Genomic DNA, 14,450 nt, shown 5'->3' with positions numbered 1-14,450 from the left:
AGAGGAATTTCATTATGGGTACGCACGGTGCTCAGCGTAAAACGCTGGCGCTCGCAGTCGCGGGTGCGCTGTTGGGAACAGGGTTTGCCATGGCCCCTGAGGCGAAAGCCGCAGGATTTATCGATGATTCCACGATGACCGGCGGTGTGTATTACTGGCAGCGTGAACGTGACCGTAAAGATCTCAATCCGACCAGTGACGATTACAATAAATACACTACCAACCTGTCACACTCGACCGCTAACCTGAGCCTGGATTTTGCCTCGGGCTATGCCTGGGACATGTTTGGCGTGGATGTCGGAGCCTTTACCGCCATTGAACTGGCCGAGTCCAGCGCCAGCGGCCACCCGAACGAAATCGCATTCTCTTCCAAAAACCGTACCTATGATGAAGACTACTCCGGCGATAAAGGCGGCATCAGCCTGTATAAAGCCGCTGGTAAATTCAAGTATGGCCCAGTCTGGGCTCGCGCCGGTTACATCCAGCCAAGTGGGCAAACCCTGCTGGCGCCGCACTGGAGCTTTTTGCCTGGTACCTATCAGGGGGCCGAGGCCGGTGCCAAGTTTGACTACGGTGATGCCGGGGCGTTGAGCTTCTCCTACATGTGGACCAATAAGTACAAAGCACCTTGGCATATCGAGATGGACGACTTCCGCCAGAACGACAAAAAAACCGGCGTCTCCTATCTGCACTCCCTGGGTGCCAAGTATGACTTCAAAAATGATTTGGTGCTGGAAGCGGCCTTCGGCCAGGCCCAGGGCTATGTGAATCAGTACTTCACCAAGGCATCTTACAAGTTTGATCTGGTAGGCAACCCGCTGACCACCAGTTATCAGTTCTACGGCACTGAAGACCGCATCAGCGACAAGAACGACCCCAACAGCATTTATGACGGCCTGGCCTGGCTGCAGGCGCTGACCTTTGGCTACACCACCGGCCAGTTCAACTGGCGTCTGGAAGGCACCATGGTCAAGGCCGAGGGTAACCAGGGCTACTTCCTGCAACGTATGACCCCAACCTACGCCTCTTCCAACGGTCGCCTCGACGTCTGGTGGGATAACCGTTCCGACTTCAACGCCAACGGCGAAAAAGCGGTTTACGCCGGGGTGATGTATGACCTGAGTAACTGGAACCTGCCAGGCATGGCGGTTGGCGGTTCTTACGTTTACGCCTGGGACGCCAAGCCGAGCACCAACCCGATGTATGACCAGAGCCAGCGCCTGAAAGAGAGCGCCTGGAGCCTGGATGCGATGTACACCATTCAGGAAGGCCGCGCCAAAGGCACCTTGCTGAAACTGCACTACACCCAGTATGACAACCACACCAACATCCCAAGCTGGGGCGGGGGTTACGGCAACATCTTCCAGGATGAGAAAGACGTCAAATTCATGGTTATCGCGCCATTCACCATCTTCTGATGCGTTCCCCGGTGGTAACGCCGGGGACACTTAACGGGAAAATAATGATGAAAAAAATCATGCTGATGTTAGCCGCAGTAGTCACGCTGAGTGCCTGTGTTCAACCGGCCGCACCGCCGGAAGATGCCAAACTGAAACAGGCCTACAGCGCCTGCATTAATACCGCAGAAGGCTCACCGGAAAAATTGCAGTCGTGCCAGGCGGTGCTGAACGTGCTGAAACAAGAGAAGCAGCACCAGCAGTTCGCCGAGAAAGAAACGGTGCGAGTGATGGATTATCAGAACTGCATTCAGGCAGTTCACAGCGGTAACGGTCAGGCCTACGACGCCAAGTGCGGCCAGATTTGGAAAGAGATCCACGATAACAATAATTAAGGATGATGCTAAAAATGAACAAATTCAAATTAAGTACGCTTGCTGCATTAACGGCAACCGTTGGATTATTTGGTAGCGCGGGGAATGCGTTGGCCAATCAGCCGCTGGTGGATCAACTGAGCCAGCTAAAATTGAATTTGAAAATGGTTGATAACCGGGCTGCCGACAGCGGCCTAGATTGCGGTAAATTGGGAGCCGACTGGGCAGCCTGCAACAAGGTATTGATCAGCCTGACCAACGATCATCAGGAGATTAAAGGTCACGACTGGGCGATTTACTTCCACAGCGCCCGTCAAACCATGAGGGTGGATAACAGCCAGTTCAAAATAACTCACCTGACCGGCGACCTGTACAAACTGGAGCCGACCGATAAATTTACCGGTTTCCCGGCCGGTCAAACGGTTGAAATCCCGATTATTGCCGAATATTGGCAGCTGTTTAAAACCGACTTTGTCCCCCGTTGGTACGCCGCTTCGGGCGATGCCAAACCAAAAGTTCTGGTCAACACCGATACCGAAGATTTGAACCAGTTTGTGACGCCCTTTACCGGCGACCAGTGGAAACGCATCAAGGATGATAACAACATCCTGATGACGCCGGCTTCCCGCTTCACCAAAAACGCCGAGTTGAAAACCTTGCCTGCGGCCTCGCTGCGCGGCCAGATCGTACCGACGCCGCTGCAGGTAAAAGTGCATCCGCAAGATGTGGATCTGAGCAAAGGCGTTGCATTGGAACTGAGCGCGCTGTCCAAACCGGCGGCGGACGCGGCGACTCAACGTTTCGCACTGTTGGGTGTAACCCATAACGCGGCGGGCTACCCGATCCAAACCGATATTCAGCCGGGTAAATTCAAAGGTGAGTTGGCGGTGCCGGGAGCCTATGAGCTGAAGATTGGCAATAAAGGAGCGCAGGTTATCGGCTTCGATCAGGCCGGGGTGTTCTATGGTCTGCAGTCCATTCTGTCGCTGGTACCAACCGACGGCAGCGCTAAAATCGCTACCCTCGACGCCAAAGATGCACCTCGTTTCCAGTATCGCGGCATCTTCCTCGACGTGGCGCGCAACTTCCATCATAAAGATGCGGTACTGCGCCTGCTTGACCAAATGGCGGCTTACAAGCTGAATAAATTCCACTTCCATCTGAGTGACGACGAAGGTTGGCGTATTGCCATTCCAGGTCTGCCTGAACTGACTGAAGTCGGGGGCCAGCGTTGCCACGATCTGAGCGAAACCACCTGCCTGTTGCCACAGTACGGACAGGGGCCAGAGGTGTATGGCGGGTTCTTCTCGCGTCAGGATTACATCGAGATCATTAAATACGCTCAGGCGCGTCAGATTGAAGTGATCCCGGAAATCGATATGCCGGCACATGCCCGCGCTGCCGTGGTTTCGATGGAGGCCCGCTATAAAAAGCTGCATGCCGCCGGTAAAGAGCAGCAGGCCAATGAGTTCCGCCTGGTGGATCCGACCGATACCTCCAATACCACCTCGGTGCAGTACTTCAATCGACAAAGTTACCTTAACCCATGCCTGGATTCGTCCAAGCGCTTTGTTGACAAGGTGATTGGCGAAATTGCCCAGATGCACAAAGAGGCCGGGCAGCCGTTACGCACCTGGCACTTTGGTGGCGACGAAGCGAAAAACATTCGTTTGGGCGCCGGCTATACCGATCAGGCCAAGCCCGAAGCAGGCAAAGGCATCATCGATCAGAGCAAAGAAGACAAGCCATGGGCGAAATCCCAGGTCTGTCAAAAGATGATCAAAGACGGCAAAGTCGCCGATATGGAACATCTGCCAAGCTACTTTGGCGTAGAAGTCAGTCAACTGGTGAAAGCGCATGGCATCGACAGAATGCAGGCCTGGCAAGACGGTCTGAAAGATGCGAAAAACGCCAAGGCCTTCGCCACTCAACGGGTTGGGGTTAACTTCTGGGATACGCTGTATTGGGGCGGTTTTGATAGCGCCAACGATTGGGCGAACAAAGGTTACGAAGTGATCCTCTCCAACCCGGATTACGTCTATATGGACTTCCCGTATGAGGTGAACCCGAACGAGCGCGGTTACTACTGGGGCACCCGTTTCAGCGACGAACAGAAGATGTTCAGCTTCGCCCCGAACAACCTGCCGCAGAACGCCGAAACCTCGGTAGATCGCGATGGCAATCACTTTACTGCCAAGAGCGACAAGCCGTGGCCGGGTGCTTACGGTATCTCCGCCCAGATGTGGAGTGAAACTCAGCGCACTGACGATCAAATGGAATACATGATCTTCCCGCGTTCCTTGTCGGTGGCCGAGCGAGCATGGCACCGCGCAGGTTGGGAGCAGGATTATAAGGCTGGCCGGGAGTATAAAGGCGGCGAAACCCACTTTATCGACAGCCAAAAGCTGGACCGGGACTGGCTGCGCTTTGCCAATATCCTCGGTCAGCGTGAGTTGGCAAAACTGGACAAGGGTGGCGTGAGTTATCGGCTGCCGGTACCGGGTGCCCGCGTGATCGGGGGCAGGCTGGAGGCCAATATCTCGTTGCCGGGCCTGGGCATTGAGTATTCCACCGACGGCGGCAAGCAATGGCAGCGTTACGATGCCAAAGCCAAACCTGGCGTCACCGGCGAGGTGCTGATCCGCGCGGTCAGCCCGGACGGCAAGCGTTATAGCCGTGCCGAGAAAGTGTAACCCCTGAACCACGGCCCGTCTGTTCGCAGGCGGGCCGTTATTGATGGTTAACAGCAGCGACCGACGGTAATCAGAGATGAATTCGATACGGCTGACCTTTATGGTCGTTGCTTTTTTTTCCGGGATTGCCGGGGCACTGCAAATACCGACCCTAAGCCTGTTCCTCACCTCCGAGGTGCGGGTGTCGTCATTATGGGTCGGTTTTTTTTATGCGGTGAACGCCGGGGTCGGCATTATTGTCAGTTTTTTGCTGGCGAAAAAATCAGATCGCCAGCGTGACCGGCGTCATTTGATTTTTATCTGTTATTTATTGGCGGCAGGAAACTGTCTGTTATTTGCTTTTAATCGCAATTACCTGACGTTAATTACGGCGGGCGTGCTGTTAACCGCCATTGCCAATACGGCGATACCGCAGCTCTTCGCTCTGGCGCGTGAGTACGGAGAGCGGTCATCGCAAAACGTCGCTATGTTCAGCGCCATCATGCGCGCCCAACTTTCTCTGGCCTGGGTTTTTGGTCCGCCGTTGGCTTTTATGCTGGTGGTGAATTACGGCTTCACGGCGATGTTTATTTTTGCTGCCGGCATATTTCTGCTGGTCACACTGCTGGCCTGGTGGATATTGCCCGAGGTCGCCCGCCCCATGGTGGGCGATGAAGTCGCCATACGGCAAAAAACGGTCTTCGATAAAGACATTAGCCTGCTGTTTTTCGTCTCGGTATTGATGTGGACCTGCAGCGCCATGTATCTGATTGATGTGCCGCTGTATATCACGGCCGAGTTGGGTTTGCCGCAAAGTCTGACCGGCTGGATGATGGGCATCGCCGCCGCAATCGAAATCCCCATCATGATCCTGGTGGGACGTTACGTAAACCGAGTGGGCAAGCGCCTGATGATGGCGGGGGCCATGGTGGCCGGCATCGTGTTTTATGCCGGGATGCTGTGGTTTACCTCGACCACCGGGTTGCTGGCCTTGCAGCTGTTTAACGCTATTTTTATCGGCATTATTGCCACCGTCGGCATGCTGTATTTCCAGGATTTAATGCCGGAACGGGCAGGCATGGCCACCACGTTGTTCACCAACAGCATTTCCACCGGTGTGATCCTGGCCGGAATATTACAAGGGATCCTGACCGAGTACGGGCCACATTCCTCCGTTTATCTGTTAGCCATATTACTGCTTTGTATTGCTTTACCTGTCGGTTTTAAGACCCGGGAAGTTTAGGTGGTTTCTGAGTGAGTCGTTTATTTTTAAACACAAACAAGGATATATGATGGCTATATTGGTGACGGGCGGCGCCGGTTATATCGGCTCGCATACGGTATTGGCACTGTTGGAAAGGGGGGAGGAAGTTGTCGTACTGGACAACCTGTCCAACAGCTCGCCAGAGTCTTTGTTTCGCGTAGAGCGCTTAACCGGTAAAAAAGTGATTTTTTATCAGGGAGATATCCAGCAGCATCATTTGCTGGATCATATATTCCGCCAGCATGATATTCATGCGGTTATCCATCTTGCGGGATTGAAGTCGGTCAGGGAATCTACCGAAGAACCGCTGAGGTATTATCAAAATAATATTTCCGGCTCATTGATCGTACTGGACAGAATGCGCCATGCTGGCGTTAAGCAATTTATTTTCAGCTCTTCGGCCACCGTCTATGGGCCGGCGGAATATACCCCACTGACGGAGAGCTGCCGCGTTGGGCAGACTACCAACCCCTACGGAACCTCCAAACTGATTGTCGAGCAGATCCTGGCGGAGTTTGCCTCCACGGCACCGCAGATGGCGATTACCGCGCTGCGTTACTTTAATCCGGCCGGCGCGCATGAGTCTGGCTTGATTGGTGAGGATCCCGCCGGCATTCCCAATAATCTTCTGGCTTATCTGGCGCAGGTGGCTATTGGCAAACTCGCGGTGTTGCCGGTGTATGGCAACGACTATCCCACCAGCGATGGTACCGGGGTACGAGATTATATTCACGTGATGGACCTGGCCGAAGGGCATTTGAAGGCGCTGGATAACCTGCAGCCCGGTTTTAACGTCTTTAACCTGGGTACCGGTAAAGGCTACTCGGTTTTGGAGATTATTCGGGCCTTTGAACGCGCCTGCGGGTTTAAAATTGCCTATCAATTTAACCCCCGGCGTGCGGGAGATATCGCCGAGTGTTGGTCCGATCCGTCGCTGGCGGCAGAAAAACTGGGCTGGCAAGCTAAACGCAGCCTGGAAAAAATGGTGTGCGATGCCTGGTCCTGGCAGAGCAAAAATCCGCAGGGTTATGGTCCCTCAGTGCCGCTGTCATCAATAAGGATGGCCACCGATGAAGCTTAACAACGGGCATTTTGGCGCTCTGCGAGACGATCTGTTTCGAGCCGAATACGAGGCGCGGATCCACGACCTGAAGTTTGAGTTCGTAAAATATCAACGCCAGACTTCACCGGCGCTGCTGGAAAGCTATCAGCGTGGGGTCACTCAACTGCGCGAATGGCTGGCGGCACATGGGCATTTATTTGATGCCGCCCGCTGTTCCTCACTCTTTTGCGTTCCTACCCGCCCGCTGGCAGCGAGTGAAAAACGGCTGCACCGTATCTGGTTGGGGGGCGCTATCCCTGACGATGCCAGAGAGGTTATCTCCCAATGGGGCGACGCGCAGCAGGCGGTGGCTAGCGCCGAGACGAATGACTGGGTCGGCATGTTATGGGTTTGGGACGCGCAGCAACTGGCAAGGGATAGGTATTTCATTCCCGTACCGGTGATAAAAGGCGGCTACCTGGGGGAGTATGATGCCGGTAATCATCGCCTGCAGGTGCATTCGCTGAGCGAACTGGCGCAAAAAAGGGTCGGCAACAGCCTGGGCTTTATCCATCAACTGCACGATAAGCGTTATTACGCCACGCTTTCCGACTACTTTCGCTTTCTGATTTTGATCGAGATGGGGGGGCTGTACATGGATATCGACACCATTCCCCACCGATCGGCGACGCTATTTTTGATCAAACCTGAACTGCCGGATTATCTCCAGTTTCTGGCTGGGGGCGAGGTCAGCCACGTTAGCTGGCTGAATCTGTTTCTCGATGAAACCGGCATGATAGTCAGCCGCAAGGGGGATATCTCGCTGTGCCGGATGCTGGCAGGGTTGGATCAGATCTATGCGGCGGAAAGTGGTGAAGTCCCGGACAAGAATTCGGTTTATGAACGGAAACTGTTTGATCCCTTTTATCAGCTGTGGAGTCGCCACATTGGCCGGTCCTTCCTCAGTCACGATCGCTTCTGTCAGGATTATGGCGTTCATTATGATGCGCATCCGCAGGCAGTGACCTGTGGTATCCGTGGCATGCGCCTGTTGGAGGATGTGATCACCAATGAACGGCTTCCGCTGTCGCAGGAGGAACAGTTCAGTTACCAGCAATGCGTCAGTCGCCTGGAGCAGGTGGATTGGCAGCTTGAACAGCCGCTGGATCTGGCACGTTATGCGGAAATATTTACCGTCGATGAAGTGCCGCGAATGGCCTATCCAGCGCAGATCCGTTCCGATATCGACCATTACCACTATTATTCCGTGCTTTCCCATGACCGCACGTTGGATCGGGTAAACCAGCTTTTTGGGGAATACCTGATCGCCGATAACCGGCGGCAGATTGCGGCGGGGAATTACTGGTGCTCAACCACAGGAGAGGGGGATGCGGTGTTGCCGGAGCCGGGCGGGGCATTGCATTTTCTACCGGGGCGGCAGGCGAGTGAAACCGATAAAACCCGTATGGCGAAGCTGATTTTTAGTACCAGTTACCTGGAGTACTGTTCTGTTGGCAACCGGGCAGGGCTGGATCTGGTGTCGCTGCAGCAGGCACAAAATATCGAGCCTTATCTGCACCTGATCACGGTGGCTTACGATCGGCGCGGGACGTTTGTCGGCTTTTTCAATGCGGCTACCGTCAGTGAGCTGTATGGCGTAAAAGCGGATTATCACTATCGCGATGAACTGAAGCCGCTTGATGAGGCTTACGACCACTTTGTGCAAGGCTTGGGTACTGAGGATGATTATTTTATCTGTAGCCTGGCGATTGAGAGCCAATTCCGCGGGCAGGGGTATTTTAATCAGATGTTTGCCCTGATAAAGCAGCAGGCTGATCGGCACCAGGCGAAAAACATCGTGCTGTGTGTATGGCAAAGCAGTGAGGCCAGCCAAATTTATCTGAACAAAGGGTTCCGTGTTCGTGGTGTGTTCGATCAGGCCTTGTCGTTGTTCTTTGATCGGCTGCTGTTTCTTGAGTATGAGCTGTGAAGAGTTTGCCCATCCGCGTGTCGGCGGGTGAGTTGACGGTGAAGTGAGTGTAAGTGGGAAGTGAGAGAGAAGTGCCGCTGCAATTGTTGTATTTCAAGCTGTGAACTTTCCCCGGACCTGTCCGGGGATTTTTTATCTACTCACTGCGCAGGCTGCAGGCATAAAAAAACCGCCGTTAAGGCGGTCCTTAATGCCGGTTGAGGGCATTATTTTTTATCGTGCAGAGTGTCGTCTTCGCGGCAGTCACCAATTGCACAGTGGCCGTACAGGTACAGGCTGTGATTGCTGAGCTTGATACCGTGTTGTTTGGCGATATCACGCTGACGCGCTTCGATAGATTCATCGCTGAATTCGATCACTTTGCCGCAGTCCAGGCAAATCAGGTGATCGTGGTGATGCTGCTGGGTCAGTTCGAACACGGACTTGCCGCCTTCGAAGTTGTGACGGGTCACAATGCCGGCATCATCAAATTGGTTCAGTACGCGGTAAACTGTAGCCAGGCCAATTTCTTCGCCCATATCTATCAGTTTTTTGTACAGATCTTCCGCACTGACGTGATGGCATTCCGGATTTTGCAGTACTTCCAGGATTTTGAGTCGCGGAAGCGTGACTTTTAAGCCGGCCTTCTTCAATGCGGTGTTGTTGTCAGTCATGCGGATTCAGTCCTGTTACTATGCTAATCAAGTTGAGGCGTTCTCGCCTGTGGCATCGGTCGGCACAAAGAGTTAATTGCGTCTCATTATAGAACCGGTTGACCTAAATAGAAACCGCCGGTTGTTAACAAAGATATAATTGCACTATTGCATGTCGCACACACGCAACGTCTTGATGGGCGGGATAAACCGATAACGCAGTCTACCTTGACGATGTGGGAAGTTACAAATTTGTATCTTCGATTGCAGTAATCAGCACTGCCAATGATAGCCCTGCCGGCAACACTATGCACTTTGCAGGGCTTTTGTTCAACCTTTGGCGTTACCCGACAATTTCGGCCAGGCTCAGCTCTTCGACGATTTGTTTCACCCAGCCTTCAACACGCTCGTTGGTCAGCTCCGGTTGACGATCTTCGTCAATCGCCAGACCGATGAAATGGCTGTCGCTTGCCAACCCTTTAGAGGCTTCGAAATGGTAGCCTTTGGTTGGCCAGTGGCCGACAATGGCGGCACCACGCGGTTCAATGATGTCGCGGATGGTACCCATCGCATCACAGAAATATTCTGCGTAATCTTCCTGATCGCCACAGCCGAACAGCGCTACCAGCTTGCCGTTGAAGTCGATGTCTTCCAGCGTCGGGAAGAAATCATCCCAGTCACACTGGGCTTCGCCGTAGTACCAGGTCGGGATGCCGAGCAACAGGATATCGAAACCTTCCAGGTCTTCTTTGCTGCTTTTGGCGATGTCGTGAATTTCGCACACATCGTCGCCAAACTGTTGCTTAAGAATTTTCTGGATCATCTTGGCAATGTTTTCGGTATTGCCAGTGTCGCTGCCAAAGAAAATGCCTACATTAGCCATATCGCGTATAACCTTTAAATTCAATTAATTGCATTACACGATGTTAGCGCTGACCACGATAACACCGATTAAAATGATGCCATGGCAAGGGATATCCCTCACCGGTAATTGCGTATCATGCCAGAAATTTACCCCGGGGTTTTATCGCGTTTATGCGATGCCGGGTGGAATAAAACGATGTTGATCGGGCGTCATCCTTAACGCCGCGCCGCATGTGCGGCTGCAATGATCAATGTTCTGGCTGGTCGTCCGCCAGTTGTGCCAACAGCATTTGCTCAATAAGCTCGCTGCGGCTGATATTCCGCTGTTCCGCCAGTTTGTTCAGGGCGTCCACCGCATCCGCGTTGATCTTCAGTTCCACACGCCGTAAGCCACGGACTTTATCGCGTCGAAGCTGATTACGCTTATTGATTCTAAGCTGTTCATCTCGGGATAGCGGGTTGGTTTTCGGGCGCCCCGGACGGCGTTCATCTGCGAACAGATCCAGCGTCGTGCGATCCGTTTGTTCTTTTGCCATAGGTAGCGGTACTGCAAGGGAGTTTGCATCTAAAAGCGCGTAGACGCTTCTGGATGGTTCGGTTAACACACTTCGGGCCAATAAACCCTAACCCAAATTCACCCCCAGCCTGGCGTTAAATAACACGCTCGACACGGCGGCAAAATTATAGCGCGCCATATTACCCCAGCAGGTGGAGCAACGACAATGCTTAACTGAGCTCAAAACGCGCTAAGCCGTTATCTTTAGCGCGTTTTTCCACCAGATGGCCGTTTTAGCGCCCGCCTGCACTGTTGTCAGGTAGCGTTCGACTCAGGCTTCGCCGAGAAAACGGTGGATGGCACGCAGCACCGCCTCTGGTTTTTCCGCATGCACCCAGTGTCCGGTACCGGCGACCACATGCGCGCGAGCCTGTGGGAACTGGCGGGCAATATCTGCGCGGTAGCTGTCCTGTACGTAAGGCGACAGGCCACCGCGAATGAATAATGTGGGATGTGACCAGGCGGGCACTTCCTGCCAGCCGGTGATGTTTTCGTATTGATCGATCAATACCGGCAGGTTAAAGCGCCATTCACCCTGATGGAAGGATTTCAGCAGGAACTGGATCACCCCTTCTTCCTTCAGATAGTCGCGCATTAATTCCGCCGCCTGCTGGCGTTGGGTGATATCGGCGGCGCTCACGGCCTGTAAGGCGACAAAAATCTCGTCGTGGCGGCGGGTCTGATAATTCACCGGTGCCACATCAATAACGATCAGTTTATCCACTCGCTCGGGTGCGATTGCCGTCAGCGCCATCGCCGCTTTGCCGCCCATCGAGTGGCCGATCACAATCACCTTGTCCAGCTGCAAATCATCCAGCAATGCCAGCAGATCCTTCGCCATCTCCGGGTAGGTCATCACCGCTGAGCGGGGCGACAGGCCGTGGTTACGCAGATCGACTTTAATCACGCTGTGCTGTTGGTTAAGATCGCGCGCCAGCACGCCGAGATTGTCCAGATTGCCGAACAATCCGTGGATCAGGATCACCGGCAGCGCATCGGACTCGGTAGCCAGCAGTTGATAATGTAATTTCATGGCAAAGTTCATACTGAGAGAGATTCAGATTAGGGTATCATGATTGAAACTCACGATGAATAACGCGGATTTTTCATGATAAGGTGCGGGATTGGCAGGGCCGATGCCAAGCAGGCTTTAGGTAATTGTCTGCTTTTGCCGTGTTGAGGCACATTGTTATGTTCGCACCTGCGCTTTTAACCTTATAATCCCATGACTTGAATGCCGGATCTGGCTTCAGGTTCTAAGTAGAAAAAAACAGTACTGGATAAAGATGAAAACTATTGAAGTCGACGAAGAGCTCTACCGTTATATTGCCAGCCACACGCAACATATTGGTGAGAGCGCGTCCGATATTTTGCGCCGCATGTTGAAGTTTACCGCAGGTCAGCCGTTACGTTCTGTGCCGGCCAGCAGTGCTCAGAGCGCCGAGCAGGATAAGATTGTCGCCGTGTCGCGTCCGCGCGATCGCGTGCGTGCCGTACGTGAGCTGTTGTTGTCGGACGAGTATGCCGATCAGAGCAGAGCGGTACATCGTTTTATGCTGGTACTTTCCACCCTGTATACCCTGGATGCGGCTGGTTTCTCCGCTGCTACCGATGCGTTGCATGGTCGTACCCGCACTTATTTTGCCGGCGATCAGCAAACCCTGTTGGCGAACGGAACGCACACCAAACCAAAGCACGTTCCGGGCACGCCTTACTGGGTGATCACCAATACCAATACCGGTCGTAAACGCAGCATGGTGGAACACATCATGCAGGCTATGCAGTTCCCAGCGGAACTGACAGAAAAAGTTTGCGGCACTATCTAATTTAGCGAACAGCCCGTCATGGTGGCCGTGAGCGACATATTGCCAGGCCGCAGGACAGGGATAGGGAGATATGTCGATGGCGAATAATCCACGTGCCGGGCAGCCGGCTCAGCAAAGCGATTTGATCAACGTAGCTCAGCTGACGTCGCAGTACTATGTACTGCAACCTGAAGCGGGCAATGCGGCACACGCGGTGAAGTTCGGGACTTCAGGCCATCGCGGCAGTGCTCTGCGCCATAGCTTTAATGAAAACCATATTCTCGCTATCGCGCAGGCGATTGCCGAAGTCCGTCATCAGCAAGGGGTGACCGGCCCATGCTACGTGGGTAAAGACACCCATGCGCTGTCCGAGCCGGCCTTTATTTCCGTGCTGGAAGTGTTGACCGCCAACGGCGTCGATGTGATCGTGCAGGAAAATAACGGTTTCACGCCAACCCCTGCGGTATCCCATGCCATTTTGTGCCACAACCGCAAAGGTGGGGCACTGGCCGACGGTATCGTTATCACTCCGTCCCACAACCCACCGGAAGACGGCGGCATTAAATATAACCCGACCAACGGCGGTCCTGCCGACACCAATCTGACTTCAGTGATTGAAAAACGTGCCAATGAACTGCTGTCATTGCAGTTGAAAGGCGTACAGCGTCAGTCACTGGATAAGGCCTGGAACAGCGGTCGCGTGCACGCGCAAGATTTGGTGCAGCCGTATGTCGAAGGGCTGGTGGATATCGTAGATATGCCTGCTATCCAGCGTGCCGGCCTGAAGCTGGGCGTTGATCCGCTCGGCGGTTCCGGCATTGCTTACTGGCAGCGTATTGCCGAGCATTACAAGCTGGATCTGACGTTGGTGAACGATGCTATCGATCAGACCTTCCGCTTTATGCACCTGGATCACGACGGCGTGATCCGCATGGACTGCTCGTCAGTTCCGGCGATGGGGGGCTTGCTGGCGCTACGCGACAAGTTCGATCTGGCGTTTGCCAATGACCCGGATTACGACCGCCACGGCATTGTTACGCCGAAAGGCCTGATGAACCCGAACCACTATCTGGCGGTGTCCATCAACTACCTGTTCCAGCATCGTCCACAGTGGGGAGCTGATGTGGCGGTGGGTAAAACGCTGGTTTCCAGCGCGATGATTGACCGTGTGGTCGCCGATTTGGGGCGTAAGCTGGTGGAAGTGCCGGTGGGCTTCAAATGGTTTGTTGATGGTCTGTTCGACGGCAGCCTGGGCTTTGGTGGCGAAGAGAGCGCCGGGGCATCCTTCCTGCGTTTCAACGGCACTCCTTGGTCGACTGACAAAGACGGCATGATCATGTGCCTGTTGGCGGCGGAAATCACCGCGGTGACCGGTGAAAACCCACAGAATCACTACGAAGATCTGGCCAAACGCTTTGGCGCGCCGAGCTACAACCGTATTCAGGCGCCGGCAACCTCAGCGCAGAAAGCGGCATTGTCCAAGCTGTCGCCGGAAATGGTCAAGGCCGACACCTTGGCAGGCGATCCGATCACCGCACGTCTGACCGCGGCACCGGGCAACGGCGCACCGATTGGCGGTCTGAAAGTGATGACTGACAACGGCTGGTTTGCCGCTCGTCCTTCCGGTACCGAAGAGGCTTACAAGATTTATTGTGAGAGCTTCCTGGGTGCTGAGCACCGCGAAAAGATCGAGCATGAAGCGGTAGAAATCGTCAGCACAGTGCTGGCTTCCGCCAAGTAATCTTTCCCTGCCTGAAGAAAAGCGCTGTTTTTACAGCGCTTTTTTTATGCCTGCAATTTAGATATATCTTTTTAATAAATCCCGCTTGCGCATTTAGATATATCGATCTAGAT

At 53.8% G+C, this 14,450-nt stretch carries 12 protein-coding genes; 8 read left to right on the top strand and 4 right to left on the bottom strand.

Features of this window, described 5'->3' with window-relative positions; all coding sequences use genetic code 11:
• Positions 1–14: 14 nt before the first annotated feature.
• From chiP to OC597_RS19935, 6 genes are all read left to right on the top strand, one after another.
• On the top strand, positions 15–1,418 hold the full coding sequence (gene chiP, locus OC597_RS19960; protein ID WP_261251787.1) for a chitoporin ChiP: 1,404 nt from the start codon (positions 15–17) through the stop codon (positions 1,416–1,418).
• A 47-nt stretch (positions 1,419–1,465) separates the two neighbouring features.
• Entirely contained in the window at positions 1,466–1,792 is a 327-nt protein-coding gene (chiQ, locus tag OC597_RS19955; RefSeq protein ID WP_207976134.1) for a ChiQ/YbfN family lipoprotein, read from the top strand.
• Positions 1,793–1,806: 14 nt separating this feature from the next.
• On the top strand, positions 1,807–4,464 hold the full coding sequence (locus OC597_RS19950; RefSeq protein ID WP_261424794.1) for a beta-N-acetylhexosaminidase: 2,658 nt from the start codon (positions 1,807–1,809) through the stop codon (positions 4,462–4,464).
• A 76-nt stretch (positions 4,465–4,540) separates the two neighbouring features.
• Positions 4,541–5,686: an MFS transporter gene (locus OC597_RS19945; RefSeq protein ID WP_262210167.1), complete on the top strand. Its 1,146-nt coding sequence runs from the start codon at positions 4,541–4,543 to the stop codon at positions 5,684–5,686.
• Positions 5,687–5,735: 49 nt separating this feature from the next.
• The gene (gene galE, locus OC597_RS19940) at positions 5,736–6,788 is read left to right on the top strand and encodes a UDP-glucose 4-epimerase GalE (RefSeq protein WP_261424818.1); all 1,053 of its coding nucleotides are present in this window, start codon (positions 5,736–5,738) and stop codon (positions 6,786–6,788) included.
• Positions 6,778–8,739: a TcdA/TcdB catalytic glycosyltransferase domain-containing protein gene (locus tag OC597_RS19935; protein ID WP_262210165.1), complete on the top strand. Its 1,962-nt coding sequence runs from the start codon at positions 6,778–6,780 to the stop codon at positions 8,737–8,739. Before galE ends, OC597_RS19935 begins: the two co-directional genes overlap by 11 nt.
• 206 nt (positions 8,740–8,945) lie before the next feature.
• Here OC597_RS19935 and fur read toward each other — a convergent pair whose 3' ends face one another.
• The 4 genes from fur to ybfF form a co-directional block, all read right to left on the bottom strand.
• Positions 8,946–9,392, bottom strand: coding sequence for a ferric iron uptake transcriptional regulator (gene fur, locus OC597_RS19930; RefSeq protein ID WP_085115541.1), 447 nt, complete (start codon positions 9,390–9,392; stop codon positions 8,946–8,948).
• A 322-nt stretch (positions 9,393–9,714) separates the two neighbouring features.
• Complete coding sequence (gene fldA, locus OC597_RS19925; RefSeq protein WP_012005674.1) at positions 9,715–10,254, bottom strand: flavodoxin FldA; 540 nt, start codon at positions 10,252–10,254, stop codon at positions 9,715–9,717.
• 229 nt (positions 10,255–10,483) lie between these two features.
• Positions 10,484–10,771 (bottom strand): LexA regulated protein, encoded by a 288-nt coding sequence (gene ybfE / locus OC597_RS19920; protein WP_012005675.1) that lies wholly within the window; start codon positions 10,769–10,771, stop codon positions 10,484–10,486.
• 291 nt (positions 10,772–11,062) lie between these two features.
• Complete coding sequence (gene ybfF, locus OC597_RS19915) at positions 11,063–11,836, bottom strand: esterase (protein WP_262210161.1); 774 nt, start codon at positions 11,834–11,836, stop codon at positions 11,063–11,065.
• Positions 11,837–12,077: 241 nt separating this feature from the next.
• Here ybfF and seqA point away from each other — a divergent pair, with 241 nt between their 5' ends.
• Both seqA and pgm read left to right on the top strand, forming a co-directional pair.
• Positions 12,078–12,617, top strand: coding sequence for a replication initiation negative regulator SeqA (gene seqA, locus OC597_RS19910; RefSeq protein WP_085115543.1), 540 nt, complete (start codon positions 12,078–12,080; stop codon positions 12,615–12,617).
• A gap of 76 nt (positions 12,618–12,693) precedes the next feature.
• Entirely contained in the window at positions 12,694–14,337 is a 1,644-nt protein-coding gene (gene pgm / locus OC597_RS19905; protein WP_262210159.1) for a phosphoglucomutase (alpha-D-glucose-1,6-bisphosphate-dependent), read from the top strand.
• Positions 14,338–14,450 lie beyond the last annotated feature (113 nt).

This window comes from Serratia proteamaculans (genome assembly GCF_946227095.1).
GTDB classification, from domain to species: Bacteria; Pseudomonadota; Gammaproteobacteria; order Enterobacterales; family Enterobacteriaceae; genus Serratia; species Serratia proteamaculans_E.
Note: the sequence above shows the minus strand (reverse complement) of the source record. Positions and strands in the feature narration are given on the sequence as shown.

Excerpts from the sequence above, each read along its gene's own strand:
- chiP (WP_261251787.1), top strand. The coding sequence starts at position 15 with ATGGGTACGCACGGTGCTCAGCGTAAAACGCTGGCGCTCGCAGTCGCG.
- chiQ (WP_207976134.1), top strand. The coding sequence starts at position 1,466 with ATGAAAAAAATCATGCTGATGTTAGCCGCAGTAGTCACGCTGAGTGCC.
- OC597_RS19950 (WP_261424794.1), top strand. The coding sequence starts at position 1,807 with ATGAACAAATTCAAATTAAGTACGCTTGCTGCATTAACGGCAACCGTT.
- OC597_RS19945 (WP_262210167.1), top strand. The coding sequence starts at position 4,541 with ATGAATTCGATACGGCTGACCTTTATGGTCGTTGCTTTTTTTTCCGGG.
- galE (WP_261424818.1), top strand. The coding sequence starts at position 5,736 with ATGGCTATATTGGTGACGGGCGGCGCCGGTTATATCGGCTCGCATACG.
- OC597_RS19935 (WP_262210165.1), top strand. The coding sequence starts at position 6,778 with ATGAAGCTTAACAACGGGCATTTTGGCGCTCTGCGAGACGATCTGTTT.
- fur (WP_085115541.1), bottom strand. The coding sequence starts at position 9,392 with ATGACTGACAACAACACCGCATTGAAGAAGGCCGGCTTAAAAGTCACG.
- fldA (WP_012005674.1), bottom strand. The coding sequence starts at position 10,254 with ATGGCTAATGTAGGCATTTTCTTTGGCAGCGACACTGGCAATACCGAA.
- ybfE (WP_012005675.1), bottom strand. The coding sequence starts at position 10,771 with ATGGCAAAAGAACAAACGGATCGCACGACGCTGGATCTGTTCGCAGAT.
- ybfF (WP_262210161.1), bottom strand. The coding sequence starts at position 11,836 with ATGAACTTTGCCATGAAATTACATTATCAACTGCTGGCTACCGAGTCC.
- seqA (WP_085115543.1), top strand. The coding sequence starts at position 12,078 with ATGAAAACTATTGAAGTCGACGAAGAGCTCTACCGTTATATTGCCAGC.
- pgm (WP_262210159.1), top strand. The coding sequence starts at position 12,694 with ATGGCGAATAATCCACGTGCCGGGCAGCCGGCTCAGCAAAGCGATTTG.